The 25,222-nt window shown below is 46.0% G+C and carries 31 protein-coding genes; 10 read left to right on the plus strand and 21 right to left on the minus strand.

Translation table 11 applies throughout. The features are described from left to right. Positions 1 to 187: 187 nt before the first annotated feature. From V6B33_RS17105 to V6B33_RS17125, 5 genes are all read right to left on the minus strand, one after another. On the minus strand, positions 188 to 1,234 hold the full coding sequence (locus tag V6B33_RS17105; RefSeq protein WP_334219056.1) for a lactonase family protein: 1,047 nt from the start codon (positions 1,232 to 1,234) through the stop codon (positions 188 to 190). Between the two features lie 159 nt (positions 1,235 to 1,393). Further along, positions 1,394 to 2,077 carry a diphthine--ammonia ligase gene (locus V6B33_RS17110; protein ID WP_334218899.1) on the minus strand — a complete coding sequence of 228 codons (684 nt, stop codon included), beginning with the start codon at positions 2,075 to 2,077 and terminating at the stop codon, positions 1,394 to 1,396. Positions 2,078 to 2,128: 51 nt separating this feature from the next. Then, positions 2,129 to 3,058, minus strand: coding sequence for a bifunctional helix-turn-helix transcriptional regulator/GNAT family N-acetyltransferase (locus V6B33_RS17115; RefSeq protein WP_334218900.1), 930 nt, complete (start codon positions 3,056 to 3,058; stop codon positions 2,129 to 2,131). 222 nt (positions 3,059 to 3,280) lie between these two features. Continuing rightward, a complete protein-coding gene (locus tag V6B33_RS17120) occupies positions 3,281 to 3,493 on the minus strand; it encodes a hypothetical protein (protein ID WP_334218901.1) in 213 nt (70 codons plus the stop codon). Positions 3,494 to 3,496: 3 nt separating this feature from the next. Then, on the minus strand, positions 3,497 to 3,865 hold the full coding sequence (locus V6B33_RS17125; RefSeq protein ID WP_334218902.1) for a PH domain-containing protein: 369 nt from the start codon (positions 3,863 to 3,865) through the stop codon (positions 3,497 to 3,499). Positions 3,866 to 4,029: 164 nt separating this feature from the next. Here V6B33_RS17125 and V6B33_RS17130 point away from each other — a divergent pair, with 164 nt between their 5' ends. The 3 genes from V6B33_RS17130 to V6B33_RS17140 all read left to right on the plus strand — a co-directional run bounded on the left by V6B33_RS17130 (position 4,030) and on the right by V6B33_RS17140 (position 6,675). Beyond that, positions 4,030 to 4,791 (plus strand): DUF3891 family protein, encoded by a 762-nt coding sequence (locus V6B33_RS17130; RefSeq protein WP_334218903.1) that lies wholly within the window; start codon positions 4,030 to 4,032, stop codon positions 4,789 to 4,791. 83 nt (positions 4,792 to 4,874) lie between these two features. Beyond that, on the plus strand, positions 4,875 to 5,825 hold the full coding sequence (locus tag V6B33_RS17135; protein WP_334218904.1) for a WD40/YVTN/BNR-like repeat-containing protein: 951 nt from the start codon (positions 4,875 to 4,877) through the stop codon (positions 5,823 to 5,825). Then, entirely contained in the window at positions 5,812 to 6,675 is an 864-nt protein-coding gene (locus tag V6B33_RS17140) for a hypothetical protein (RefSeq protein ID WP_334218905.1), read from the plus strand. The genes V6B33_RS17135 and V6B33_RS17140 overlap by 14 nt, the downstream gene beginning before the upstream one ends. A gap of 85 nt (positions 6,676 to 6,760) precedes the next feature. Here V6B33_RS17140 and V6B33_RS17145 read toward each other — a convergent pair whose 3' ends face one another. The 3 genes from V6B33_RS17145 to V6B33_RS17155 form a co-directional block, all read right to left on the minus strand. Continuing rightward, positions 6,761 to 7,411 (minus strand): YdeI/OmpD-associated family protein, encoded by a 651-nt coding sequence (locus V6B33_RS17145; RefSeq protein WP_334218906.1) that lies wholly within the window; start codon positions 7,409 to 7,411, stop codon positions 6,761 to 6,763. Positions 7,412 to 7,432: 21 nt separating this feature from the next. After that, a complete protein-coding gene (locus tag V6B33_RS17150) occupies positions 7,433 to 7,906 on the minus strand; it encodes an SRPBCC family protein (RefSeq protein WP_334218907.1) in 474 nt (157 codons plus the stop codon). An 84-nt stretch (positions 7,907 to 7,990) separates the two neighbouring features. Continuing rightward, the gene (locus tag V6B33_RS17155; protein ID WP_334218908.1) at positions 7,991 to 8,551 is read right to left on the minus strand and encodes an AAA family ATPase; all 561 of its coding nucleotides are present in this window, start codon (positions 8,549 to 8,551) and stop codon (positions 7,991 to 7,993) included. A 133-nt stretch (positions 8,552 to 8,684) separates the two neighbouring features. On the opposite strand from V6B33_RS17155, the gene V6B33_RS17160 reads away from it, so the two are divergent. Next, the gene (locus V6B33_RS17160) at positions 8,685 to 9,083 is read left to right on the plus strand and encodes a hypothetical protein (protein ID WP_334219057.1); all 399 of its coding nucleotides are present in this window, start codon (positions 8,685 to 8,687) and stop codon (positions 9,081 to 9,083) included. Between the two features lie 460 nt (positions 9,084 to 9,543). Here the strand turns inward: V6B33_RS17160 and V6B33_RS17165 are convergent, their stop codons facing one another. Continuing rightward, positions 9,544 to 9,912, minus strand: a complete 369-nt coding sequence (locus V6B33_RS17165; protein WP_334218909.1) for a YkvA family protein — start codon at positions 9,910 to 9,912, stop codon at positions 9,544 to 9,546. Between the two features lie 363 nt (positions 9,913 to 10,275). On the opposite strand from V6B33_RS17165, the gene V6B33_RS17170 reads away from it, so the two are divergent. Further along, entirely contained in the window at positions 10,276 to 10,419 is a 144-nt protein-coding gene (locus V6B33_RS17170; protein ID WP_334218910.1) for a hypothetical protein, read from the plus strand. 116 nt (positions 10,420 to 10,535) lie between these two features. On the opposite strand, the gene V6B33_RS17175 is transcribed toward V6B33_RS17170, so the two are convergent. From V6B33_RS17175 to V6B33_RS17195, 5 genes are all read right to left on the minus strand, one after another. Further along, positions 10,536 to 11,783, minus strand: coding sequence for a M24 family metallopeptidase (locus V6B33_RS17175; RefSeq protein ID WP_334218911.1), 1,248 nt, complete (start codon positions 11,781 to 11,783; stop codon positions 10,536 to 10,538). 216 nt (positions 11,784 to 11,999) lie between these two features. Further along, positions 12,000 to 12,422 carry a hypothetical protein gene (locus V6B33_RS17180; protein WP_334218912.1) on the minus strand — a complete coding sequence of 141 codons (423 nt, stop codon included), beginning with the start codon at positions 12,420 to 12,422 and terminating at the stop codon, positions 12,000 to 12,002. Between the two features lie 49 nt (positions 12,423 to 12,471). Further along, positions 12,472 to 12,939 (minus strand): GNAT family N-acetyltransferase, encoded by a 468-nt coding sequence (locus V6B33_RS17185; protein ID WP_334218913.1) that lies wholly within the window; start codon positions 12,937 to 12,939, stop codon positions 12,472 to 12,474. A gap of 4 nt (positions 12,940 to 12,943) precedes the next feature. Further along, positions 12,944 to 13,447: a phosphoribosylanthranilate isomerase gene (locus V6B33_RS17190; protein WP_334218914.1), complete on the minus strand. Its 504-nt coding sequence runs from the start codon at positions 13,445 to 13,447 to the stop codon at positions 12,944 to 12,946. Between the two features lie 279 nt (positions 13,448 to 13,726). After that, positions 13,727 to 13,945 carry a hypothetical protein gene (locus V6B33_RS17195; RefSeq protein ID WP_334218915.1) on the minus strand — a complete coding sequence of 73 codons (219 nt, stop codon included), beginning with the start codon at positions 13,943 to 13,945 and terminating at the stop codon, positions 13,727 to 13,729. 115 nt (positions 13,946 to 14,060) lie between these two features. On the opposite strand from V6B33_RS17195, the gene V6B33_RS17200 reads away from it, so the two are divergent. Continuing rightward, positions 14,061 to 14,168 carry a hypothetical protein gene (locus tag V6B33_RS17200; RefSeq protein WP_334218916.1) on the plus strand — a complete coding sequence of 36 codons (108 nt, stop codon included), beginning with the start codon at positions 14,061 to 14,063 and terminating at the stop codon, positions 14,166 to 14,168. Between the two features lie 124 nt (positions 14,169 to 14,292). On the opposite strand, the gene V6B33_RS17205 is transcribed toward V6B33_RS17200, so the two are convergent. After that, positions 14,293 to 15,729, minus strand: a complete 1,437-nt coding sequence (locus V6B33_RS17205) for a glycoside hydrolase family 1 protein (RefSeq protein WP_334218917.1) — start codon at positions 15,727 to 15,729, stop codon at positions 14,293 to 14,295. 206 nt (positions 15,730 to 15,935) lie between these two features. Here V6B33_RS17205 and V6B33_RS17210 point away from each other — a divergent pair, with 206 nt between their 5' ends. Further along, positions 15,936 to 16,664 (plus strand): MurR/RpiR family transcriptional regulator, encoded by a 729-nt coding sequence (locus tag V6B33_RS17210; RefSeq protein WP_334218918.1) that lies wholly within the window; start codon positions 15,936 to 15,938, stop codon positions 16,662 to 16,664. Between the two features lie 192 nt (positions 16,665 to 16,856). Here the strand turns inward: V6B33_RS17210 and V6B33_RS17215 are convergent, their stop codons facing one another. The 5 genes from V6B33_RS17215 to V6B33_RS17230 form a co-directional block, all read right to left on the minus strand. Then, positions 16,857 to 18,428, minus strand: coding sequence for a fatty acid--CoA ligase (locus tag V6B33_RS17215; RefSeq protein WP_334218919.1), 1,572 nt, complete (start codon positions 18,426 to 18,428; stop codon positions 16,857 to 16,859). Positions 18,429 to 18,672: 244 nt separating this feature from the next. Next, positions 18,673 to 19,155: a DMT family transporter gene (locus tag V6B33_RS17220; protein WP_334218920.1), complete on the minus strand. Its 483-nt coding sequence runs from the start codon at positions 19,153 to 19,155 to the stop codon at positions 18,673 to 18,675. Between the two features lie 12 nt (positions 19,156 to 19,167). After that, positions 19,168 to 19,266: a hypothetical protein gene (locus tag V6B33_RS22120; RefSeq protein ID WP_442915554.1), complete on the minus strand. Its 99-nt coding sequence runs from the start codon at positions 19,264 to 19,266 to the stop codon at positions 19,168 to 19,170. A 45-nt stretch (positions 19,267 to 19,311) separates the two neighbouring features. Further along, on the minus strand, positions 19,312 to 19,863 hold the full coding sequence (locus V6B33_RS17225; protein WP_334218921.1) for a Crp/Fnr family transcriptional regulator: 552 nt from the start codon (positions 19,861 to 19,863) through the stop codon (positions 19,312 to 19,314). Between the two features lie 16 nt (positions 19,864 to 19,879). Then, entirely contained in the window at positions 19,880 to 20,305 is a 426-nt protein-coding gene (locus tag V6B33_RS17230) for a DMT family transporter (protein WP_334218922.1), read from the minus strand. Between the two features lie 648 nt (positions 20,306 to 20,953). Here V6B33_RS17230 and V6B33_RS17235 point away from each other — a divergent pair. The 3 genes from V6B33_RS17235 to V6B33_RS17245 are packed head-to-tail and all read left to right on the plus strand — an operon-like array spanning position 20,954 to position 23,378. Then, the gene (locus V6B33_RS17235; protein ID WP_334218923.1) at positions 20,954 to 21,535 is read left to right on the plus strand and encodes a DeoR family transcriptional regulator; all 582 of its coding nucleotides are present in this window, start codon (positions 20,954 to 20,956) and stop codon (positions 21,533 to 21,535) included. Between the two features lie 18 nt (positions 21,536 to 21,553). Beyond that, the gene (locus tag V6B33_RS17240; protein WP_334218924.1) at positions 21,554 to 22,897 is read left to right on the plus strand and encodes a PepSY-associated TM helix domain-containing protein; all 1,344 of its coding nucleotides are present in this window, start codon (positions 21,554 to 21,556) and stop codon (positions 22,895 to 22,897) included. A 16-nt stretch (positions 22,898 to 22,913) separates the two neighbouring features. Beyond that, a complete protein-coding gene (locus V6B33_RS17245; protein ID WP_334218925.1) occupies positions 22,914 to 23,378 on the plus strand; it encodes a FixH family protein in 465 nt (154 codons plus the stop codon). A gap of 467 nt (positions 23,379 to 23,845) precedes the next feature. On the opposite strand, the gene lysA is transcribed toward V6B33_RS17245, so the two are convergent. Continuing rightward, positions 23,846 to 25,132, minus strand: coding sequence for a diaminopimelate decarboxylase (lysA, locus tag V6B33_RS17250; protein ID WP_334218926.1), 1,287 nt, complete (start codon positions 25,130 to 25,132; stop codon positions 23,846 to 23,848). Positions 25,133 to 25,222 lie beyond the last annotated feature (90 nt).

Consider the following 25,222-nt stretch of genomic DNA (forward strand, 5'->3'; position numbering starts at 1 on the left):
AGTCTCACTTGTCTAGCTGCAGGAGTCTTCGTCTTGCACTCCAATCAACCGCTGGAAAAAGTTAAAAATTAAATTGGACATTTAAATTAAAATAAAAAACGAACTAATTTGAATCCTGGAATTCAAATTAGTTCGGGTTTACTTAGACTAGAACCTTTTGTCCCAGCCTCATATAATCTATACAGATTTATACATTCAAAAATTTCACACAAACCGGCTCTGGAACCTCTACGCCTGATTGCAGCAGTTCAAGCTTTCCGGTATTCTTATTCCTGCCGAACAAAGTTAACGTGTTCGATTTTTGGTTGGAGGCAACAAGGAATTCACCTGTCGGATCCAATACAAAGTCACGCGGCCAGTTGCCTTCTGTCGACGTCCATTCAATAAAGGTCAACAAACCGGAATCCTGATTCACCTTATAGACCGCAATGCTGTTATGACCGCGATTCCCGGCGTAAACAAATTGTCCATCTCCAGAAATGTGAATGGCACTTCCATCATTCACTTCCTTAAAGTCTTCTGGAAGAGTGGAAATGTATTGCTGCTCTGAAAAACGCCCATCCTTCTCATCATAATGCAGTACAAGGACTTCCGAGCTTAGTTCCGTCATCACATAGGCGAATTTACCGTTCGGATGAAACGTCAGATGCCTGGGACCGCTCCCCGGCTTCGTCTCCATTTTTCTCTCCTCACTTAACTCTCCATTCTCTGCTGAGTACGTATAAATCCGGTCACTTCCCAGATCGATGGCGATGACATACTTCCCGTCCGGTGTGAATCCTGCATAATGCATATGCGGCTTCTCCTGTCTCTCATGTGGCCCGGAGCCGGTGTGTTCAATATTGGAAACCAACGAGTGAAGCGATCCATCCCCTTCCGTTACGTAAGATTGAATCTCCGTCGTATGATAATTGGCCGTCACCACCGTCCGATTGTCAGGACCCACACTTACATGACATGGATTCGCGCCGGCAGTGCTGTGACTGTTCAGCTTGGTAAGCCCGCCGGTTTGTTCATCGAGTGAAAACGCAGTGATCCCGCCATTTTCTCCCTCTTTTGACACGGCGTACAGTTTCCTATTGTCCCCGCTCACTGCCACATATGTAGGATTGCCTACTTCAGCGGCCAGCTTCACATCCGTCAATTCTCTTTTCTCCGTATCAAGCGTGAACTGATAAACGCCTTTGCTGTCTTGTTTCGTATACGTTCCTACATATCCGATAAATTTCGTCATCATGAAACACTCCCTTATGTATTTATTAATAAATACCGTGATTACTCTTATACCACTATAACAAAAAAACCAGGCAGCATAAAAACAGCACCACCTGGTTTTTTTGTCTTTTATGAACATCCTGAGAGAATCAGCAATCCTTATTCTTATAGGACGTCCCTACTTCGGAATGACATCGATGTATAAGAACCGGTCATGTTCTGTCTGATAATCCGGTGTCACCCTTTCTTCCCCTAATTCATATTGGATCGGAAACTTGAAGTTCGGACCGTCGAATACAAACGAATGAAACTCCCCATTTTCCCCGCAGATATCACGGTTTTCTACTGGATAATCATCTACAAACGCCTCATCGTAGACTCTTCCGGCAAAAGAGCGGTCGATTTGATCAAGGTCCACACACGTAATCACGGTTTTAAACGATAGACCGATGAACGTCCGGCTCACCTCATCCACTGACCGGTTCCAAAGGGGAAAGAACGGGGTGATCCCCGTCCCCGACATCATCGTTTCCCTGTATTCCCGTACATCCTGCAGATGGATATCCCCGAAAACGATACGCTTGACGCCGTCATCCTTCATATCGGAGACCGCTTTCTGCATCCGCTCCTGATACACCTCATTCGTACATCCTTCAGGAATCCACACCTCCCGCAGCGGAATGCCCAGCGACTCTGACTGCTGCTGAAGCAGTTCATACCGGACTCCGTGAATCGATACCCGGCCGAACCCCTCGGTCAGTGTCACCAGCAATGAATCCACTTCGTATTCAGCATTTTGCTGTATTTCATATAATGCAAGCGTCGAATCCTTACCGCCGCTGAATCCAATCACTGTCTTCATAAAGACCTCCTGTGTGTTTACTAGATTGATAAGTAATCAAGGGGGACATAATTACTCCCCGCCAGAAAGATCAAGATCCCACCGTTCCTCGATCAATGTTGTTCCGGTCCATTCATCATTAGGTTTTTCTTCCGTCAGGGTGAAATGATACTTTTGATAAAGGTGACGCGCTGCATTCAGCGTGCTTACCGTCCATAGGAACAGATGCCCGTAGTTTTTTTCTTTACAAAAGTGAATCGCCTTCTCCATCAGACTTTTGCCAATCCCCAGCCCTTGAACCTTGTCGTTTAAAACAAACCATCTCAGTTGAGCAACGGTATCCGTCGATTTTGTGATCGCAATCGAACCTGCGATTTCACCGTTCACTTCGGCAACCCACAGCTCGCCTCCGTCGGTATTGATCATGAATTCCGTCAGACCTTTCATGACGTAGTATTCAAACATACTTCCAAACTGATAGGTTTGATCATATAGCTTCCCATGAAGGTGCGCGACAAAACCAAGGTCCCCCGGTTGAAATGGCCGGATGAGTACGTCCGGTCTGGAAGAATGATCTTCAGAATAAATGGATTCGATCGTCTCCATGGAGGCTACCAGCTTAGCGAGTTCATCCTTTGATAGATGTTGAATCATTTTTTCCACTCCGCGGGTTGCGTCCTCCACCAGCTCGTTGTAAATTCCTCTGCCGTATTCCGTGAGATACAGCGAATACTGGCGTTTATCTTCCGCTGACTGTTTCTTCATGATGATCTTCTCATTTTCAAAACGCTGCACAATCCGGCTCATATAGCCCCGGTCAATCCCCAGCTTTTCCCTGACCTCCGTTGCCGTACAGCCATTTCTTAAATGAATCTCGGTAATGACACGCGCCTCCGTTAATGGAAATGGATGATGATAGATTTCTTGATCGATTTTCCCCAGCACATTCGCGTAATACCGATTGAACTTCCGGATTTTTTCAACAGATTGATTCGTTTCCATCGTTAGCCCCCTACTTTTCTGAACATTTAGACTAACTGAAGCATACCTTAGTTAGTTGATTAAGTCAACTAACTACCGAACCCTGTGGAGTACACTACACCAGAATCCTTTGCTGCAACAGATGGAACCGCAGATAAGCCCGTCTCCCGCCACGCTGTAATGAGTACAGGCAATCCGAAGTAATGTAAATATATTAAACGCTGTAAACGCGACACTGAAACTTTATGAAATCCTATCTTCCCGGCGATGACGATAGGATCGAATGGCCGCCTCAATACCGGTAACCAGCCAAAAGAGCCCCAAGATCAACCAGGGTTCACGATCGTAATGATTAACGGCGAGAAAGAGGCCGATGACAATCAGCAAGATTTTCAATCCAAGAAATAATCTTTTTATCACGTTAAAACTCCTGACATCATTTCCGATTCTATCCAATTCTTATAAAAGTGCCTCCGCAATCAACGTATCAAACTTCCTCACATCGATCCCCTTCTTCAGCTTTACTTTAATGTGACCGGATTTGGTCCACAGCTCCACCTCTGCATTCACATCAAGGAAGCTCCCCGCATTCTCGGTCGACCACATTATAATAGAAGAATACGGAAGTGAATACATCTCCACCTTTTTCCCCGTCAGCCCCTGCGAATCCCTCACGATCAATCTTTTATTTGTAAAGATGGCACTATCGCGAAACGTCTTATACGCCGCCACCGCCTCTTCCCCATTGACCAACAGGGCATTCACATCATCCGGTATCGGACATTCCGATAACAGTGTCCATTCCAAAATACCTGCCGTTGCAGCCATTTCTCATCCCCCCTAAAAAAGTTCGTTCACTATATGCAGTTCTATATCGATGCTTTTAAACCCTTTTTTATTTAAGAAAGGGGAGCTCATCGATTCCGAGATGATATAATGAAACTATCAAAAACGAGCGAAACCATTCTTTATATTGAAAGGAGCTCCAACCCATGATCATACGAGAAACCCGTCATTCCTTCATCATGATCAAGCAGCACGACCATGCCTTCCTATCCGGGGAAATCACTAAGCATTTCGATCCTGCACTTCTGAACTCCGACCACCATTTCGGAGATGCGATCTATGCCGCCTATCAGCACGACCGCAGCTGGATCGGCTTGGATGAAACCCCGATTTGGAACGATGAATCCGGGATTCCCTTCACCTTCTCAGACTATCCCCTGCTGGTCAAAATCGCCTTTTACAAGATTGGACTGGATGAAATCGAGCAAGTGAATCCCTACTCGGCTCTCCTTTGCAGTCTGCACTTCTGTTCATTCTTCACTCAATCGAAAAACAAGAACTGTCTGGCTTTTTTAAAAGAAGAAGCTAACAGGCAAGAGAAGCTGAAGCAGCTCCTGCCTGACATAGACGAAGAACTCCTTCACCAGCATTTCCGTCTGCTTCAATTCTCCGATGATCTATCGTTATTTGTTTGCTTGAATGAACCGGGTGCGAGTAAAGAAGACGAACACCCCTGGTTTAAGAGCGGATTCAAAAATACGGAGATCTTTCATGAGGGAGATCAGTGGCTTGATGCCTGCTGGCTAACCGAAGAAGAAATTAAAATAGATTCGTTCACTTTCACTAGTGATTTCCCCCTGCCCCTAAAGTTTAAAGAGGTGCTGAAACGTTCTGTACAAGAAATGGGGATTGCACAGGCTTATGAAACAAGTGTATGGGAGGAGAAAGTGGTATTGGTTCGCCGATAAGAGCCCAGTGGCACCGCGGCTCTTAACCGGGCTATGTTCCCTTGGCTCACACGATTTAGTTCACATAAAAAGGAGTCTTCCACTTGAAGAAAATCATGATTGCTGCGTTTGTTGTAATATTGATCGGTGTTGTCACCGGCACTTTCTATTTTGAATCAGCGTCCACTCCGCCTGGCACGAACCGGCCAACGGAATACTCGGGCACACAAGAATCCGGCCAGTCACAGCCTGACCCGCTTCAGCCGATTTATGTACAGGAGATGATTGGGTACTCGCTTCAGCGCAATCAGCTGCAGATCACGTATTCCAATGGCAATGAGTGGACTGAGGTCCCGATAGAAAAAGGGACCTTATTCGAGGGTGAATATTCCGGGAATGAGCAGGAGCTGATTCAGAACAGCTTTATCCTCACACCAGAACGAGCTGCGTTCTTATATGCAGATGACAGCAGTACAGATTCCGGGTACGGTGCATACGGGAAAAGCATCAAGCTGATCTACTCACTGGATAAAGGGAAGACCTGGGAAGATGCGGTCATTACGGAGCAATATCCGCCCCTCCGCTTTCGGAAAGTTGAATTTACCAATAAGACATTTGGCTATGTCATTGTTTCAGGCGACCGCACCATGTCACAGGAATGGACGACCGTCTACCTGACAGATGACGGCGGAAGAACCTGGCGGGAAACCGCTCACCCCGGTGTCACCCGGTTACTTTATAATGGAGGATTTGTTGATGAACAAACTGGCTTCCTGTCTTTCGGAATCCTCAATCCTGAAGAACCCGATCTGCACGTCACGCTTGATCGTGGAAATTCTTGGAGCAAGGCCAAGATAGAAATTCCTGAAACCTATCATAAAATATTCGTCACAGCCGAAGTCCCTTTTAAAGAAGAAGATCATTTAGCTGTTTATCTCAACCAAGGTCCAAATGGTGACTATAAAGGCGGAGGTATAAAGGGGAAATTCCTTTCATCCGATAGTGGCCTGACATGGACATTTTCCGAGGAGGTACAGCCAGATGAAACCAATTGACACACGCTTCAAGAAATCAGGCGGCTGGCTGCTATTCCTTGCTGCGATTGGGCTTTTTTGCCTGCAGATGGGGTACCTGTTTCTGCATTCTCGATATGACATCGAATACACGGACACTCGTCTCTTTTATATACTAAATCTATTGATCATTGCTTGCATGACCGCTTCCATTCTACTTCTTTATTCGTTCTCAAAGAAGGTGAAATGGATCATCGCCAGTATCACCACGGTGCTCGTCCTTCTTCATGCAGGACTGCTGGTCCATCACATCGATCAAACTAATCAGGTCACCAGCCTTTCACCAGACTGGAAACATCTATTCGTCATCAAGGAAAATAGGGAAACAGGTGAGGCCGTGCATTATCGGACTTCTTATTGGCTGTTCGCCCGTCCAAAGGAAAGCCTGCCTTACATGACAAGTGGTGAGTTCAAAGTAAAGTGGCTCGAGAAAGACATCGCAGCCCTGACCTATAAAGCAGATGACGGAACGATCCATCAATACATCGGTACGTATGGCGACCGAGAAGGCGGGATCTCTTATTCTTATGTCGGTCCATCCATTCAAGGAACATGGGAAGGGAAAAATTCACGTGTGATCAGTACGACTGAAGGAATCACGATCGACAACAACGGCGAAATGAAACGATATGACTGGGATTCTGTTATTCAATTCGGCACACTTGCGGTTGTATTGCTGAGAAACAACCAGGCTCACTGGACCATCGCCTTGAATGAAGATTTCAAGAGCAACTCGAATGAACCAGCACCGCCATCCGGTACCATTACCCTGTATAAAGCAACCATGGATCACGTTGAATCCGTGACGCTGAAGTATGTTTCTTCCAATTAAATCAGCAGCCGGCATCCCGAGTTGGAGCCCGCTGCTGATTAATATGCGATTTCCCTGCTCTTCCGGCACGAAAATCGACCAATTATCACTTTTTCTTCTGACGATACAAATCCACCGATTTATACCCCTGAGATAAGATATCTACCATTTGTTCGCGGCGCTTCTCACGCGTTTTCTCCTGCTTGACCGAGAAGAGAAAGCGAGCCCAATCCCGTCGGTACCCTGGTGTCAGCTCTTTGAAAAAAGAGAGCTCCTCCGGGTGACCTTCAAGCAGTCCCTCGACATCCCCTACATTATCTTCATAATCTGCGACACATTGGCTGGCAGCAGATGACTTCTTCGTCTTCTTCTTTTCCCGCTTCAACCCCACGACCGTGAAGACGTCATCCATACTGACCATCCGCGAGAATTTCACATCGCTTCCTTCCACATAACCGCCTTCCCCGACCTTCATCGCCGGGAAGATCTCGTCCCTGTGAACATACGTCTCATACCGCTTGTTCCCCTTTTTCGGATAAGCAAAAAAGAGATATCCTTTCTCAAGCAGCTGTCCTCCCTCAATGATCATCCGGGTATAACCTGCCATCTCCTCAACCGTTTCCACAAAGATGAAAATGGCATCATGCTCTCCAGTCACCTCATTTTGGCAGCCGTCAAACACATCATAATCATCCGGTTGATTCATCACGGCAAGATTTTTATATTGATCAAGCTTCAATTTTGTAATGATCGTCATGGAATCCTCCTTTGATGTTTGTCATCTTTTAATCATCAATGCTTCACTCTCCAAATACGCTTTCAGCGCATCCAGATCCTTCGCACACGCTTTCTTGAACATCCCGGCCATCATCTTCGCAAACCATTTCGCGAGACCGGTCATTCCCCTGATTTCCCCGTTCAGCGTCACTTCCGTCTGCTCACCCGCTGAGGTGAGGACGTATGTAAAAATGAATTCCCCTTTGCCCGTCGTCCCTTTTGTACCGTCACATCGCAGCACGATCCTTTGGGGTTCAACGAGCTCCACCACTTCAAAATGTTCAGAAGCCTCTTTCCCAAACATCTTTCTCGTCTCTCTCCACTCGCTTCCCTCACGCAGCGGACCGTCATCCAACCGCTCCATCCTCACCAGCCCTTTCATCCAATGCCTCGCAGCATCAAGATCCAGCAGACCTTCGTACACTCTTTCTTTGGATGCCCCAATCGTTCTTTTCATCTCGAAATGAACACTCAAATGAAATCCCCCTTCTTTATTCCCTGTCTATCATTATGTTCCCTATGGGATTTTGATAGTCCTGCCCTTTAAGGTGGCTTTTTGCTAGAATTTGAATTCTTTCTGGATCATGTCAGCCACTTCCGCTGGACTCAGCTTCGAATTATTAATTCTAATATAATTCTTTTCTTTAATTTCCCCGTTAACTGAATTCATTCTATTATTCTCCATCGTGCTTACTAAATGCTGTTCCGATTGCTCAATATTCCGTTTCGTTGGTTTATGTTCAAGCCTGTGAGGCGTCTTATTCCTCACCAGTCTTTCTTCCACATCTGCTTCCAATTCTACAAAATACAGATCGACTCCTTTGGAACGGAAAATATCACACATCCCTTCAATCTGCTCCCAGTCCTCTTTACGATCAAAATACCATATTTTCGTGAAAATCAATCCATACTCATCACTCTCTGAAAATGAATGAAATATTTCGTTCCTGAATAGGTGCGCCAACCGCCACATTTCCTTGCTGAACCCATACAATGGTTGGAGTAAATCTATCGTCATATGGTTATGAAACAACTTCAAATCTGTTCTGCTGGCCAATTCCTGCCCAACAGTCATCTTCCCAACCGCCTGGGGGCCGAATAAAAACACAAACTTTTTCATGCTGCCTTCCTCCGCATCATTGATCGTGTAAATCCTCTTTAATAACTCACGAAAATCCAATAAAAATTGTAATATTATGCTAATATTAACACAGAAACTGCGATCCGGGCACAAGAATAAACTGCATGAAAAGGTGATTTTATTGAAGAAAATAATCCTAATTATGTTAGTACTGGCAGGATGTAACCACATCGAGGTTCAGCATAACAAAAATTTAGAGAAAGCCATCTATTCGATTGTGGAAGATAAAGATAATAGCGGCATTTCCATTGAGTCTGTAGCAGATTTCAGATGGGATCATGCCTTCTTGTTCGAGCCGTATACTCCACAAGAGCAAATGGAAGAAGCAATGGGTGCTGAATTCGAAGACCCAAGCAATATGAGGAGCCGGGATGATATCTATTTATTGGTTTTTCTTCATGAAGAGAACGTTGTTCAATATGCGGAAATAGACCGTCAAAAATCAGATTTCTCCATTGGGGAAAACGACCACCTTACCCCTTCCGATGATCTAATTGAGATTGAGAGATAATGATCGTTAAATTTTTCAGTCACTGTTAAATACCGCTTTTGATTTCCGTGCAAGACTTCGCTTTCCGCGGGCGGCCGGTGAGCCTCCTCGTCGCAACATGCTCCTGCGGGTTAGAAAAGCGGAGGGGCTTTGCTCAGAGGCGACAAGCATAAGACAAGCAAGCCGGAAAGGCGCTTTTTGCCTTTTTGGCTTGCTTGCCTTATGACCTCGAGCCTCTAGCCGCCGGAGCTGGACAGGTCTCACATAAGCTATTTTTCCGCAGGAGTCTACGTCTTGCACTCCAATAAAACGCTGGAACAAGCTATAATGAAAAAACAACCTTTAACAGTACCTTAAAAAATCCGAACTAATTCGAATTAAAGAATTCGATTTAAAGTTCGGATTTTCATTCGGCTAAAAAACATTTGTCCCAGCCTCTTATTTATTTTAGCTTTTATCCGATAAGAGCAGGATGCATCCCCTACAACTTCCCATCAACCTCAGAAGTATCTACATCATCCCCGAACCAATCGGTCAATTTCGCCTTGGCCTTTGCTTTTACGTCGTCATCGATATACATCGCCACCTGCAAGAGTGCCACTCCAAGCGCACCAAGATCATCGGTAAATCCGATCCCGACTGCTATATCCGGTATGAGATCCGTCGGAAGAATGAAATACCCGAGAGCCCCGATGATCACCATCTTCGCTTTTTTCGGAACATCCGGTTTCTGTAAAACAAAATATAGAAGCAAAGCGGTGTACACGACAGATTGCCCTGCCTTCGCCCCGAACTTTTTCAACTTGTCCCAAAACTTATCCTCTGAAAAGTGTTTTTCTGTGTTACTCATCTACTGGCACCTCCACTGTGAGCGGTGACCCGGCTCAACTCTAGTTACTTTTAATTGTAAAAGCATTTGTGGAAATACACAAACTTTGCGCGCAGTCGAAGGATGCATCCAGATTTCAGATTAAATGTCAGGCCAGCAATCATAACTGGTTGTTCGGTTGATTGAGTCTCACCCCTTGCTTGAGACTGCTCAATCTTTTTCAAATTCATGAATTATTTTATGGTAAAATAAGGATGGATCTTGAATCTATGCAGACAAAGGATAAATCAAAGGTAAGAATGGCTGTTGTCGATCAGCTCATTGATGAATATATCCTTCTTCGCCATATAAGTTTGGAAGAAACTACCAAAAAGGAGAAAAGATATGGGTATTGGTTTAATGCTTTTGGCAATTATTCTATTTATCATTGGGTTCTTAACCCCCATCAGTAACGTGCTCACCTTTCCGCTCTCACTATTAGTATTCGTCATAGGTATTGCACGAATTCTGCAAAAGAAAGAGAGATGATAAAGGCATTATTGCTTTTAGCGCCGATCTATAATAGTAGATACTCGTTCATATTAACGAGTAAAAAGCTGAAGTGATCTTCAGCTTTTTCTTCATTTCTATCTCATCAGCCATCGCTAAATCAAATAAAACCCCATCTGCCGCATCGCCATATATTCAACTTTACCATCGATCAACGCAACGGGTTCTTCCAAATAAATCGGCACTTCCTGCCCCCACTCAGGCACAAACTGCCGGATATTGAATTCCATTGCGTAGCACGTGTTGGCAGTCAGGGGAAGATCTCCTTTCACCGGAACGTCGCCCTGCTGATCATAAAGACCGATCAAGGCACCCGCTTCGTGACAATGCGGTCCGACCGGATGGGAATAGATCATCGCATCGATCTGTTCCTTTTTTGCAGCAGCCATGGCAGCATGGAATACGTTATTCCCCGTTCTCCCTTCCTTCATCTCAGCACTCAAAATATCCTCTAGTCTGAGGGCGGTGAAGAAAGCAGATTGAAGTCCTTCCGGTGCATCGGCTTCCCCGGGTTTCAACACATAGGCAAGCTGCTGCGTATCCGTCGCAAGCCCGAGATACCTGATGCCAAAGTCCAGATGGACAATATCACCCGGCCGGATGATTTCCCCTTCGATCCGGTCCATCCCGGATCCTTTCCGCTGAAGATCGACCGTCGGATAAAAGGACGTCTCGATCCCGAGATCCAACACCCGCTGGCGGATCCAATCCGCCACATCCTCCGTCGTCGTGATACCGGGGTGAATCACCTTCGCCGACAACGCCTCTTCCGCAATCTCCCTCGCCAGCTCAGCAATAGCAGGATACGACATCATTTCCTTCTCACTTCTGATGGAAAGCCAGTCAACCACGAGCTGCTGCGCACTCACAAACCGATCACTAAACTCATTCAACACCATATCCAAACGCTCGAAATAACAACGGCTGAGCCCGTCCCCGGCACCAAATGTATGGGAATAATTCAACCCGATCGTCTCCGGGCTGCACCTCTCCACAATCTTTCTCAAGCACTCCCACTGATCCCCCTCTTCCCGCTGCCAAACCCGCTCATAAAATGGCTCGAAACTCGGATTCGGGTGGATCACCCAGCGCTTCAACTGCTGTTCCTCATCCATCCAGAACACCAGAATCGTCAACCTCCTCGAACTGTCGATAGCGGACGGATACAGGGCTTTCAATACAGGGTCCTCATTATACTCCCTGCCGATCACCACCCACATCTCCAGCTCATGCTTCTCCATCAATGCCGGCAGCAACGTATTCAGCCGATGGAAGAGCCAGCGGTTTTGAATTTCTTCTCGTTTTTTGAGGGGCAGGATCAGGGAATCATTGTTTTTGGGCATCGTTTTTTCCTCCAGATTAAGACTTCCTATTATCTTTTATCCTTCGACATTTTTTTGAAAATTCCTTCCTTGTTATCAGGTCAGCTAAACAAAAATTTGGCGGTTTTCCAAGTATGCAAGGGACTTTGCACATATGGAAAACCGCCGCTATTACAAGTAAAAGCTTTGAATAGAGGTTGCTCTATTTATATTTCCAAGACGACTGAGGAATGGGTGTCACTTATGTTCCCTCAACCGCCAATGTTTTTCACCCAGAGCATAAATCAGCATCATGATGATCCCTGCCACAGCCGCGATTAGAAAGCCAATGAACCCCATCAACCCAACCCATCCGGCGGTTGTGACTTGAAAAAGAAAGGCATAGCAAATACCGCCCATAATCACTGTGAGCGGGACATTATGGGGAAATAACCACTTCCATCGCACAATCATCAGTGTGATCAAGACACCTAACATGCATGCGAAAATCGTATCCCCCTCTTCCCAATGAATGCTCAGACTCGATTGCCCTTCTCTTTCTTGTTCAGGCGTCAGACTCCTCAAGCTGCTAAAAGTACTCCCCGCGGAAACCAATGCAGCCAATGAAAACAACGTAAAAATCACCCAATTGATCGTTTGGACTTCTCGTTTTGCACCCACCCGATTCACCCCTTTACTCTTGACTTTCTATTCAGAGCATCTGTCTTCATTACTGGCGGCTGTCATGATCTTCTGCTCTCCATTCATAAAGGATATCCGGTAAATTCTCTTCATTTTCATTGCCTCTGCCAATGATATTAAATCCATGCTTCTCATAGAATCGCCGGGCTTTTGTATTAATCTCAAAAGTATATAATGTTAATCGGCCAGATGATTGGTCTTTTGCTTTATTAAGCAATCTTATTCCGATTCCATTACCTTGATAACCAATATGAATATATAGCTGGCTAATTTCCGATTCATTGTATGCAATCAGACCAACCACTTCTTCATCCATCAGAGCTACTTCAATATGAAATTCTTTAGGTAAAATATGATTTAAGTAGTATACTTGGTTTTGAAAACTATGGATTTCTTCTTGCCCAATAGCATCGTACTTACTATCTCGCCACATCTTCACTGTTTGTTCAGTATACGTTGGATCATAAGGTATAATCATTATGTTATTCCGTTCCATCCCATTAGCCCTTTCCTATCAACTTTTTTAGGAAATCAATTTTTTGGATATCTTTATTATTATTTTGATCTGCTCGGTAACTATCTTTAGATGAAGACTCATAAACAGCTAAGTATTGCTCGGGATTTAGTAAGTAATACATTACACCCCTCTTTTGATGTAACTCTAAATCCTCTAACTGTATTCCTGCGAAAGTCGGCAATGTGTCGATAATTCCAAATTCAACCGATACCCTCTCTTTTGAAAACTCATGTTCATGCAAATCAATCAGACTATACTCCATTGAAGTCATGATCTTTACGATATCCAGCCAATTATGTATAGACAATTCCGGAGGTACCTCCCACCCTCTTTTATCACCAGGTACGTGTACATCTAAGTCTTGAGCCTCCCAATTCTTTCCTGTAATGATCTCTAAACCAACTGAACCCATTAACAATGGGATAATTTCTATATCATTTAGTTTTTTTGCAATTTTAATAAACTCCTCAGACTTATGATTAACCATTTTCCCCTCCACTTTTTCTATTTTATATATCAGAACTCCGTACATTAACCTAATTCCAATTATTTCAATATCAAGCAGCATAATCAAGAATAATTTACTGAAAAAAGAACAGCCAATGGCTGCTCCCCTTTAGTAACATATCCTATACACTCCATGTTTAACTGGCCCTGCACCTAGCCAAACTCTCACTACCACTAAAATACCTGATCAAGCTCCATTTCCATAACACATATCGGGCAAAGACATCAAATGCCTATTTTAATAGAGTCACGGTACCTGTTAAGGTCTATCCCCACCAGACATACTACTCCAACTGCACCTGAGCTTCCTCTCTAGTAATCGTTCCCTGTCTCCCTGCTCCATGATATTCTGGACTTTCTCCAATGTTTCTTCATCCAGATCACCGAACATGTCTCCCGGGAATCCATTTTCCGGTCTCTCGCCGCCTGGCTGTCCCGTCGTGCCAGTACCGCCTCCCGTGTCCGGACCTTCTACCATTCCAGGTCCTCCACCACTTTTAGCTTCAGTGACCCCAGATTCATCCAGCCAAGTAACGGATTGAGATAATTCAAAATCGACCAAAGCAAGATCGAGGGAATCCGGTGGAGTCGGCTTGGGATTATCAATCGCCCGCTGGATCGCATCCACACACAATGGGTCCATCACAGCCACGAACAACCCTCAAAATGGAGCCACCAATAAGGTAAAACTGCCGAAATAAGAAATTACTGAAGTGTGGTCAACGGACTCTGTTTTGAAGTACATCACTCGAAAAGTTAAATCAATATAATCACAAAAAAACGGTCAGCTGCTAATGCCTCTGACCGTTCATATTAGAAGGGTTCTTACAGCTTCTCTCCATTTGTTGCAATGACATCTTTATACCAGAAGAAAGACTTCTTCTTTTTCCTTTCTAAGGTTCCACTACCGTCATCATGTTTATCGACATATATAAATCCATACCTTTTAGAAAATTCTCCTGAAGAGGCGCTTACTAAGTCAATGCAGCCCCAGCTTGTATACCCCATTAACTCTACACCATCTGCCACCGCTTCTCCCATGGCTTTGATGTGGTTGCGGAGAAAATCAATTCTATAGTCATCCTGAATGGAACCGTCTTTTTCAATTGTATCTTTGGCCCCCAGACCATTTTCCACGACAAAAAGAGGTTTTTGGTAACGATCATACAGCTGATTTAAACTGATCCGCAGTCCTGTTGGGTCGATTTCCCATCCCCAATCACTCGCCTTCAGGAAAGGATTCTTGACACCGCCAATCAGATTTTCGTCCATACCTTCTAATTCCGATTTCTCTTTCTTTTCTGTTCTGGACATATAATAACTAAATCCAATATAGTCTACTGTTCCTTCTTTTAATAACTCAAAGTCACCATCTTCAATGTCCAGCTTAATATTATGTTCCTTGAAATATCGGTGAATAAAAGAAGGATACTCTCCTCTCACTTGAACATCTGCACAGAAGTTATTAAATAAACGCTCTTCTTGAAGTGCATACATCACATTTTCCGGATTGGAATCATACGGGTAAACAGGGGCATAGAGAATCATACAGCCAATTTGAGAATTTGGAATGATTTCGTGACAAGCTTTTACTGCAATGCTGCTGGCGACAAATTGATGATGAAAGGCTTGAAACGTAGCTTGGTACTTGTCTTCTTCTTTTTGAATCGAGAACCCCAGCCCTTGAATCGGCATAATAAAACCACTATTGATCTCATTGAAAGTCATCCAGTACCTGACTTTGTTCTTGAACCGATTGAAGATTGCATGTACATACCGCTCAAAGAAAGCAACCACTTTCCGGTTTCTCCACCCACCATACTCTTTAACGAGATTCAACGGCATTTCATAATGTGAAATGGTCACAACCGGCTCTATTCCGAAGGAGCGCAGTTCATCAAACACACGGTCATAGAAAGCCAAACCCTCTTCGTTGGGTTCCAGCTCATCCCCATTGGGGAAAATTCGTGTCCAGGCAATAGACATGCGGAACACTTTGAAACCCATTTCAGCGAACAGTGCAATATCCTCTTTATACCGGTGATAGAAGTCAATCGCTTCATGATTAGGGTAGCTGTATGTTTCTTCATCGATTTCAAAATTAAAACCAGGTGACTGTAAAATATTCAGTCTCCCCTTCCCACCAGGAAGAACATCCGCAATATTTAATCCTTTATTCCCCTCATGAAATCCACCTTCAATTTGATTTGCCGCTGTAGCTCCTCCCCATAAAAAACCTTTCTGGAATTGATATTTTTCCATTTTATGGCCTCCTGCTTTTTACTTTCTTACATGTAACATTAACGACTTTCCCCAAGATTATAAATAGAGGCAGTAAATCTAGTTTGGTATTACACAGAAGGTCAACCGTTACACAAATGTAACATTATGTTTCATCCCGGCTGCTGTGTTACTATAAGTTAAAATCTAACTAACCCGTAGAAGATAGTAAGGAGCGTTCGACACTCATGTTTTCATATCACGTCATCACCTCTTTTAATGAATTGGAAACATCCCTGTATAACTACATCACTCAGAATATTGAAAAGGTTGTATATATGCGAATCCGCGAATTAGCTGATGAAACACACGTATCCACGGCTACGATCCTGCGTTTTTGCAGAAAAGTTGATTGCGAGGGTTTCTCTGAATTCAAAGTAAAGCTGAAGATGCACCTTGATGAAAAGAAACAAAGCACTATTAAAAGCCCTCTGCGATCAATGGAAGAGTTTTTTGAAAGAACGTTAAAAGGAAATCTTGAAGAAAAAATAAGAGAAGCTGCCCGTGCAGTCACTTATGCCGATCATGTTATTTTTACTGGAATAGGAAGCTCAGGTATCCTTGCTGAATATGGAGCAAGACATTTTTCCAGTCTTGGCAAATTTTCAATGTACATCAAAGATCCCCACTATCCCATTCACTCCAGTTTTATGGTTAACAGTGTCACCATCGCTTTATCAGTATCAGGTGAAAATCACTATACAGTCACTCACTTGAACAAACTTAAACAAGAGGGAAGTAAAATCATCAGCATCACAAACACGAAATCCTCTACTATTGCAAAAATTTCCGATATTAATATACCTTATTATGTAACCGAAGAATTTATCGAGGAATCAAATATCACCACTCAAGTCCCCGTGATCTATATTCTTGAATTAATGGCTCGTGAGATTTTCAAATTGAATCATAATTAGGTTTATACATTTGCCAAGACGGTTTGCTGAAAGATTTCCACGGTCCTTTCACTCCTTGAGATGAATGGTTAATCGTTTATGCTCCGTATAATCATTCTGCATTAGAAAAAGATGCCTGTCCCCGCTGCGTAAGTGGATGACAGGCATTTTTTTCTTATTTATATGAAAACTTCGCCAAGAACACCAACCATCCTACTTAGATTGGCCATTCGTAAACAACTCCTCCATCCGCTTCCGCAGCACAAACTTCTGGATCTTCCCGCTCGCATTGCGCGGCAGCTCCTCCACAAACACATACTTCCGCGGCCGTTTATAATTGGCCAGGCTATCACTATCCTTACACCACTCATCAAGCTCCTCTTCCGTCACTTGAGAATCTTTCTTCACCACAAACGCCGTCACACTCTCTCCCCAACGGTCATCCGGCTGCCCGACAATCGCGACGTCGAGTACTCTTTCATGCGCATGCAGCACATCCTCCACCTCGCGCGGATAAATATTTTCCCCGCCCGAAATAATCATATCGTCGACGCGGTCCTTCACCCACAGGTAGCCGTCTTCGTCGAGGTAGCCGATATCCCCGGAATGGTACCAGCCTTTGTACATCGCTTTTTCCGAAGCTTCTTCGCGGTTGAAGTAGCCTGTCATCATGCACGGCCCCTGGACGATGATTTCCCCGCTTTCGCCCGGCGGCATGATATCCTCAGGATCACTCGCGCCGTCTTCATTCGGTCTGACAATCCTGATTTCATGATTCAAGCATGCCTGTCCGGCTGCTCCTGCTTTCGAAAGCTGATCTTCTTCAGACAGGAAGGTGATGGCCGGACCCATTTCAGTCATGCCATATGCCTGGACAAGCTTGATTCCAAGTCTGTCATGACAGGCATGAACGAGTGACGGAGCCATCGGGGCTGCACCGTATAGTCCAAGCTTCAGGCTTTCAATGTTATAGTCTGATAGATTCTCCTGCAGGATCATATTCCACATCGTCGGAGCCGCGAAGAACTTCGTAATCTTTTCAGACCCGATCAGCTCGAGCACCTTTTTAGGATGGAATTGGTGAAGAATGACATTGCTCCCTCCTGCATGGATCCTCGGGAGGAAGGCACAGTGAAGCTCCGCACAATGGAACATCGGTGCGGTCACAAGCCCGATATCATCCGCTCCGAGCTTCGTCGCCCCGATCACGATGAGGCTCTGTTCGACCATATTCCGATGCTTATGCACCACTCCCTTTGGACGTCCGGTCGTCCCGCTTGTATACATGATTGCATAGTCATCATTCTCATCCACTTTTGACTCAATTGCTTTCGGAACTGCCGCTTTCACTTTTTCATGATAGCTTGCGGCATATTCTGGTGTTTCCTTGTCGATGAACCAGAAGGACGTATGCGGGAAACGGTTCTGGATTGCAGCAATAACAGGCTCGACAGCTTTTTCGAACAGGACGACTTTCGGATCGGCATCACTCAGGATATACGCCACTTCTTCCCCCTGCAGCCTGAAATTGATCGGATTGAACACAGCCCCGATTTTTGCGCACGCAAAGAAAGCCGTGCCGAGCTCCTCGGTATTGAACATGAAAGTCGAGACCCGGTCTCCCTTCTTGACGCCCTCCCCGGTCAAGGCATTCGCCAGCCGGTTCACCTCATCATTCCACTCACTGTAAGTGAGGCGGACATCTTTTCGCACATCATAAACCGCTTCCTTATTCGGGAATTTCTTCACAGTCAAGTCAAAAATCTTGCCAATTGTTGTGGTCATTTTCATTCCTCCTGCTATTCGTATTTCCAGTGATCATTTGGAAAAGGGTGTCTTCTGTCATCTGCCATTCCTTACTATTAGAACATTCTGCAAATTAAGCGCAAACCCTTTTTACACGAGTAAAAAATAAGGCGTGGATGGCTCAACATTCAGCCACAGTGAGCAGAAGAAAATGCCTGTGTACATTGATTGATATTGTTGATATTTTGAGGCGGGGAAAAAGGCGTGACCTCCCCAAAAGAAGTCACGCCCTCATTCTCTCCTCTTCAACCAGTACTTCCTCGTCCCCGTTCGTCCGCTTCTCCAGCTTATACACCAGCACCCCGCCAATCAGCAGCAGAATCCCAAGTATCTTCTCCCATGAGAGCGCCGATGCTTCAAATCCGAACCAGCCGCCGGTATTGATGACAAACGCAATGACGATCTGCGAGATGAGTGCGATCGAGATTGCATATGCGGGGCCAATCAGGGTGACGCCCCTCATCAGGAAGAACACGATCCCGACGCCGAATACGCCGCTGAATAAAAAGATTGGATTCACATTCCCCATATCAAACAAACTTCTCTGCTCGATCCCGTAAAAGACCGGCAAAGAACAGACAAGACCGAGTCCGAGGACAAGGGTCGTCGTTGCCCAAGGGCCCGTTTTTTCACTTACCCTTGCATTGAATACATTTTGCAGGCTGATCAGGATACCTGCGATCACTGCTAAAATCACACCAATCATCCGAGCACCTCCTCATTCATAGATGTTCCCTTTCGCCAAGATGCTGAGTGTTTTCAGATCCTTTATTTTAATTGATCCATTTTCCCGCTCGATGACGCCGTCCGCTGCCATCTTCTTCAGCACCCGGTTCAAGTGGCGGTAGCTGGTCCCGATCCATTACGCCAGCTCCATCAGGTTTGAGGTGCGCATCTCCTCGTGAAAGACCGTCCCTTCCCGGATTTCCGAAATGGATAACAGATAGCTCGCCAGCCGCACCTCGACCGGGTACAGCATGTGCATGCTCGTCGCATGCATCTCTGTGTAGAATTTATGGGCCATCGTCTCGAGCAGAAACCGGATGATGGCCGGATGATTTGTTTCAAGCTGCGCCAAATCGGTGAAGGGCACCGCCAGGAACATCCCGTCGGTTACGGCCTCGACCGAGTTGATGACCGCACTGCCTTTGATGTATTCCACATCACCGATCAGAGCGGGCGGCCGTTTGAAGCGGTTGATCAACAGCTTCCCTTCAGGCGTATGTGTGAAGATTTTGATTTTCCCTTCCACCAGGAAGTAGAGGTTACGAAGCGTTTCCCCCGTCGTGAACAACACGTCCCCTTTTTTAAAATGAAAGATGTGTACCTTCTTTCTGAACTCCGCCGGAAACAAATCATCCAGTTCAAATTTATTGATAAGAGCTTCTGATTCAACACCCTTTAATTCTTTCACAGCATAAACTCCTTCACTATAGTTGGAAAAGGACGACCCCGGCAAGCATCATCATGAGTCCGACACCCTGCCGCAGAGTGACGGGAATTTTCCTTTCCCCGAACCACCCCCGTGATTCAATGAGGAAGGCCGTTCCGATCTGTGCCACGAGCAGGATTGCAATCGCCGACGCCGGCCCGATCATATGAATCGCCGTCAGCTCTGAAAATACAACCACGACCCCGAACGACCCGCCGATCAAATAAAGGAACGACACCTGCCTGAAGCTCTTCCCTCTCCCATCTCTTACTTTCAAATAAATCGTCACCGCGATACTGAAGGCAACGATATGCACCATCGAAGTCGTATGCCAGCCGCCGATCGCATCACTCATCCTTGCGTTGAAAATGCCCTGCATGGTAATGCACAATCCGCCAAGCAGTGCAAACACAGCACCTCTCATCGTTCACCCTCCTATTCTGAATCTATTAAATAGCAGGGCGGGATTTTCCGAAAGGACATATGTCCTAACGGTTCTATCGTACGGTATTGAATCGCTTTTTTCCAGCCGTGCTGGTGCGATTTGAAAGGGTTCAATGGATACAGGTCCCTTCAGGTACGATTTTTTATCATAACTGCCCACTTTAATTAAAATTAGAGCATGGATCGGACCGATTGCACATACCGGACCCCATTCTTATCGTCCGTATCCAATGGAACAGGTGGCATGAAAGATAATTGCTCCTCATATTAGATAATTGCGCTGGATTCCGGATAATTGCTCTGCTTTTTAAATAATTGCGCCGGATTCAAATTCATTGCGCTTCAATCAACTTCATTGCGCCAGCTTTCAAATAATTGCGCTACTTGTCGAATTTTCTCCACGTACTTTCCCAACCCATTTCTTAATAAAGAATTTAACACCATATGATCCGTTTGCCCACTCATTCCGTATTCTATATGTCTAATAATCCCGCCCCTAATACCGATAAAAAATTCATCAACGCAAATGTTAAATGACAACACTTATTCACATTTTTCATCAGAAACCATATTGTACAAACCATCTTTCTTTTCTATGATGAAAATATAAATCGTTCACGGAGAAAGGATGATGAGAATGCTGCCCGTCGAGAGACAGCAACAAATTTTAACATGGATTGAAGAGGAAGGGACGCTCCGTGTGTCGGAGATCAGCTCCAGGCTGGGTGTATCGGAGATGACGGTGTATCGTGATTTGAAGCCTCTTCTTGAGAACAACAAAATCACAAAAACTTCCAACGGCATATCCTTCCCCACCCGTGAAGAGACGACATGGAACGATCGCTGCGTTTATTGCCTGAAACCAGCAACGAACAGGAAATCGGTCCAATTGATCAAGACTGACCACACGATCGAGCAGACTTGCTGTCCCCATTGCGGATTGCTGCGCTATCAGGATATCAGGGAAGATGTCGCGCAGATCATGTGCCGGGATTTCCTGACGGACGTGACGATCAGCGGGAAGACGGCCACTTACCTGATTGAAGCCGATTTGAATCTTAACTGCTGCCAGCCGCAGGTGATCTCATTTGATTCACGCAGGCAGGCAAGTCAGTTCCAGAAGGGCTTTGGAGGCACACTTCATACTTTCCAAGAAGCCATTGTGTTCATCTCGAAAGAAATGCAGGGGCCGGACTGCTGTAGACATTAAGAAAAGAGGTAACATTCGATGCGAAAAAAATCCACTGTTTCTCCCTATCAGACGATTTGGAGATGGCACTTCTATGCGGGTCTGATTTTTGCCCCGTTTCTGCTCATCCTGGCCGTAACGGGCTCGATCTACTTGTTCGCCCCACAGATCGAACAGCAGCTTTACACTAAATATTATGAAGTGGAAGCACAGGGTGAAAAGATCCCCGCTTCCGAACAAATCTCTGAAGTGAAACGGCTGCATCCGGATGCTGTCATCACCAAGTTCACGCCCGGTGACAGCCCTGAACGCTCAAGCGAAATCGGAATCAGCACCAATGCCGGCACATCTTCTGTCTTCATCGATCCGTATACGGGCAAATCACTTGGCGAGCTGAACAGCGAAGACCGGATCATGGACAAGGTCGAGGAATTTCATGGTGAATTGATGGCAGGGACAGTCGGCGACCGGATCGTGGAACTTGCCGCAAGCTGGGCGGTCGTGCTGATCGTGACCGGCCTGTTCCTCTGGTTCCCTCGCAAGAAGGACAAACTGTCTGGCGTTCTCTTTCCCCGTTTCGGAAAAGGAAAGAATACTCTTCGCCGCGACCTTCACGCAGTGCCAGCCTTCTGGATTACTGCAGGGATGCTGTTCCTGGTCATGACCGGCCTGCCATGGTCCGGCCTCTGGGGTACGAACTTCCAGAATATCTTTACCAATTCACGTGCCGGCTATCCTCCTTCCATCTGGACAGGAGAGGCACCTCAATCGGTACTCAAGACGAAAGAAATCGCCGAGGTCCCATGGGCAGCAGAGAACCTTGTCGTTCCCGAATCTGCACTGGAAGGATACACTCCCGTCTCCATCAATGATGTCGTGAACATCGCGGAAAGGGAAGGAATCGACCCGGGCTATACAGTCTATATCCCTCAGGACAAACAAGGGGTCTACACACTGTCGGCCTTTCCTGCCAAGGCACAGGATGAAGTGACGATGCATCTCGATCAATACTCCGGCGCAGTCCTGGCCGACTACCGATTTGACAACTACGGACCTGTCGGGAAAATGGTCGCACTCGGAATCACGCTCCATACAGGCACCCAATTTGGACTGATCAATCAATTGGTCTGCCTGTTCATCTGCCTCGGCATCATCCTGGTCGTCATGAGCGGATTCTATCTATGGCTCAAACGCAAGCCGAAAAAGGAAATGGGGGCACCAAAAGCGCCAAGCATCCTGAAGATGAAATTCTTCCTGCTGCTTATGATTGCACTCGGCATCCTCTTCCCGCTCGTCGGCTTATCCCTGATTGTTGTCGGACTCCTTGACCTGCTCGTCATCAAGCGCATTCCGTCAGCAAAAAAATTTCTTAGCGCGGAATAAGAAAGGATCTTGCCCCATGAAAAAAAAGTGGAACTATATAAATCTCATCATCCTCTCCCTGATGCTGGGAGCCTGTTCACCCAATGAGGATGCCGCAGAACTTTACCAGCAGGAATCGCCCCTTCAGGCCGATATCACCATGCCCCAAGCATTTTCCGGGGATGAACCTTTCAGGATTTCACTTACCCAGGAGGGTCAGAAAGTGGACGATGCGAACTTCGTCCATTTCGAAATCTGGAAAGCCGACGGCACCTTCCGCCTGCCAATGGAAGAAGCCGAACCTGCCGGGGACGGAACCTATACATTCAACCAGAAGTTAAACGAAGATGGTCTCTATTACGTCAAGATCCATGCCGGCAGTAACGGATCCATCATCATGCCGACCAAGCCATTCGCAGTCGGGGAACTGTCCAAGTCCGATGTCGAAGCACTGAACGGCATGGCGCCTGATGAGAGCAGTCATCACGAAGGCCATCATTGATTTTATTTGGAGGAGCAGATGAAAGTGTCTGTTCCTTTTTTTGGTGTCGGCGGTTACTTTAGAGAGACGTTTTCAAGGTGATTTGCATGCGTGGCTGAATGCTTGTCCAATGGTTCAAGTTCCTTTCTTCGTTCATCAGGTGATTAATTTTCATCCATTACGCCCCTGTTTTGACCATTTTTTTCAAAAAACATGGATTGTTATACTGAATCGAGAATTTGGCATCTGTGCCTATTGATTTTGACACCCCGCCACTGAATAATTGTGCCACTTTATAAATAATTGCGCCGGAATTCATATTATTGCGCTGCTTTAAGGATAATTGCGCCGGTTTCCAGATTATTGCTCCACTTTTCAAATAATTGCTCCGGATTCCTCATAATTGCGCTTCTTGTCGAATTTTCTTTACCTACTGATAAAAAAGAAGAACCCCTGCCGCTCCCGGCAAAGGTCCTCCCGCAACAATTCTATCGATCCAATTTCACCAAATCCTCATAACTCTCCCGCTCGATCACCATGCGGGACTCTCCGTTCTTTACAAACACGACGGCAGGACGCGGGATCCGGTTATAGTTATTCGCCATGGAATATCCATATGCGCCTGTACTGAACACGGCGAGAGTATCACCAAAGTTCACCGGCGGCAGTTTCAAATCCCAGATGAGCATATCGCCGGATTCGCAGCATTTTCCCGCAACGCTGACAAGTTCGGTGCATTCTTCATTCGGGCGGTTCGCCAGCACTGCATGATATTTCGCCCCGTATAATGCAGGACGCAGATTATCAGTCATGCCGCCGTCCACCGACACGTATGTGCGCACGTCCGGGATTATTTTCTTCGATCCTACTTTATACAGCGTTGTACCAGCTTCCGCCACGATGCTGCGGCCCGGTTCGATCCACACTTCAGGAAGCGGATACCCGTTCTCCCCGAAACTTTCCTTGACGCTTGCCGCGATCGCTTTCACATATTCAGAAACCGGCAGCGGCTTATCTTCTTCGGTGTAGCGGACCCCGAAGCCCCCGCCGATGTTCAGGACCGGCAGTGTCACGTCGCAATCGAGCCTCACACTTTGAAGGAAATCGGAAAGCACCTTGATTGCCTGCTGGAAGCCATCCAGTTCAAAGATCTGAGACCCGATATGGGAATGGATCCCGAGTACTGTATAATTCGGCTTGCATAAGGCGATCTGCATCGCACGGTCTGCCTGTCCGTTCGAAATGCCGAAACCGAACTTCGAATCATCCTGCCCGGTCATGATGTAGTCATGCGTATGCGCCTCCACACCAGGTGTCACTCTCAGCAGGATGTTGACTTGCTGCTCCCGCTCTTTTGCCAAATCATGCAAGAGCTCAAGCTCAAGGAAGCTGTCAACCACAAAGCAGCCGATTTCCGCATCTAATGCTTCAACGAGCTCCGCCTCCGACTTGTTGTTCCCGTGAAAATGGATCCGGTCTGCCGGGAATCCGGCTTGAAGCGCCGTATACAGCTCCCCGCCCGACACGACATCCAGCGACAGATTCTCCTCTTCAGCAAGTCGGACCATTTCCTTGCACATGAATGCCTTGCTCGCATACGCCACCTGGAACTCAAGGCCGCTCTCGATGAACGCCTCCCGGAACGAGCGCGCCTTCTCCCGGACCATCGCCTCATCATACACCATCAGCGGAGTACCATACGCAGCGGTAAGCTTATCCGTACTCATTCCCCCGATTTCCAAGTGTCCCTGTACATTCGTTTCCATCGTTTCCATATCACATTCTCCTCCTGAAACCCCTCCGAAAAAATACACAAAAAAACCGTATGAAGCGATGCTCATACGGTTTCCTGATCAAAACGAAGA

The sequence above is a fragment of the Mangrovibacillus sp. Mu-81 genome, assembly GCF_036867415.1.
In the GTDB taxonomy this organism is placed as follows: Bacteria; Bacillota; Bacilli; order Bacillales; family Bacillaceae_B; genus Rossellomorea.

Excerpts from the sequence above, each read along its gene's own strand:
- V6B33_RS17105 (WP_334219056.1), bottom strand. The coding sequence starts at position 1,234 with ATGACGAAATTTATCGGATATGTAGGAACGTATACGAAACAAGACAGC.
- V6B33_RS17110 (WP_334218899.1), bottom strand. The coding sequence starts at position 2,077 with ATGAAGACAGTGATTGGATTCAGCGGCGGTAAGGATTCGACGCTTGCA.
- V6B33_RS17115 (WP_334218900.1), bottom strand. The coding sequence starts at position 3,058 with ATGGAAACGAATCAATCTGTTGAAAAAATCCGGAAGTTCAATCGGTAT.
- V6B33_RS17125 (WP_334218902.1), bottom strand. The coding sequence starts at position 3,865 with ATGGCTGCAACGGCAGGTATTTTGGAATGGACACTGTTATCGGAATGT.
- V6B33_RS17130 (WP_334218903.1), top strand. The coding sequence starts at position 4,030 with ATGATCATACGAGAAACCCGTCATTCCTTCATCATGATCAAGCAGCAC.
- V6B33_RS17140 (WP_334218905.1), top strand. The coding sequence starts at position 5,812 with ATGAAACCAATTGACACACGCTTCAAGAAATCAGGCGGCTGGCTGCTA.
- V6B33_RS17145 (WP_334218906.1), bottom strand. The coding sequence starts at position 7,411 with ATGACGATCATTACAAAATTGAAGCTTGATCAATATAAAAATCTTGCC.
- V6B33_RS17155 (WP_334218908.1), bottom strand. The coding sequence starts at position 8,551 with ATGAAAAAGTTTGTGTTTTTATTCGGCCCCCAGGCGGTTGGGAAGATG.
- V6B33_RS17165 (WP_334218909.1), bottom strand. The coding sequence starts at position 9,912 with ATGAGTAACACAGAAAAACACTTTTCAGAGGATAAGTTTTGGGACAAG.
- V6B33_RS17170 (WP_334218910.1), top strand. The coding sequence starts at position 10,276 with ATGGGTATTGGTTTAATGCTTTTGGCAATTATTCTATTTATCATTGGG.
- V6B33_RS17175 (WP_334218911.1), bottom strand. The coding sequence starts at position 11,783 with ATGCCCAAAAACAATGATTCCCTGATCCTGCCCCTCAAAAAACGAGAA.
- V6B33_RS17185 (WP_334218913.1), bottom strand. The coding sequence starts at position 12,939 with ATGGAACGGAATAACATAATGATTATACCTTATGATCCAACGTATACT.
- V6B33_RS17190 (WP_334218914.1), bottom strand. The coding sequence starts at position 13,447 with ATGGTTAATCATAAGTCTGAGGAGTTTATTAAAATTGCAAAAAAACTA.
- V6B33_RS17195 (WP_334218915.1), bottom strand. The coding sequence starts at position 13,945 with ATGGTAGAAGGTCCGGACACGGGAGGCGGTACTGGCACGACGGGACAG.
- V6B33_RS17205 (WP_334218917.1), bottom strand. The coding sequence starts at position 15,729 with ATGGAAAAATATCAATTCCAGAAAGGTTTTTTATGGGGAGGAGCTACA.
- V6B33_RS17210 (WP_334218918.1), top strand. The coding sequence starts at position 15,936 with ATGTTTTCATATCACGTCATCACCTCTTTTAATGAATTGGAAACATCC.
- V6B33_RS17215 (WP_334218919.1), bottom strand. The coding sequence starts at position 18,428 with ATGACCACAACAATTGGCAAGATTTTTGACTTGACTGTGAAGAAATTC.
- V6B33_RS17220 (WP_334218920.1), bottom strand. The coding sequence starts at position 19,155 with ATGATTGGTGTGATTTTAGCAGTGATCGCAGGTATCCTGATCAGCCTG.
- V6B33_RS22120 (WP_442915554.1), bottom strand. The coding sequence starts at position 19,266 with ATGGCAGCGGACGGCGTCATCGAGCGGGAAAATGGATCAATTAAAATA.
- V6B33_RS17230 (WP_334218922.1), bottom strand. The coding sequence starts at position 20,305 with ATGAGAGGTGCTGTGTTTGCACTGCTTGGCGGATTGTGCATTACCATG.
- V6B33_RS17235 (WP_334218923.1), top strand. The coding sequence starts at position 20,954 with ATGATGAGAATGCTGCCCGTCGAGAGACAGCAACAAATTTTAACATGG.
- V6B33_RS17240 (WP_334218924.1), top strand. The coding sequence starts at position 21,554 with ATGCGAAAAAAATCCACTGTTTCTCCCTATCAGACGATTTGGAGATGG.
- V6B33_RS17245 (WP_334218925.1), top strand. The coding sequence starts at position 22,914 with ATGAAAAAAAAGTGGAACTATATAAATCTCATCATCCTCTCCCTGATG.
- lysA (WP_334218926.1), bottom strand. The coding sequence starts at position 25,132 with ATGGAAACGATGGAAACGAATGTACAGGGACACTTGGAAATCGGGGGA.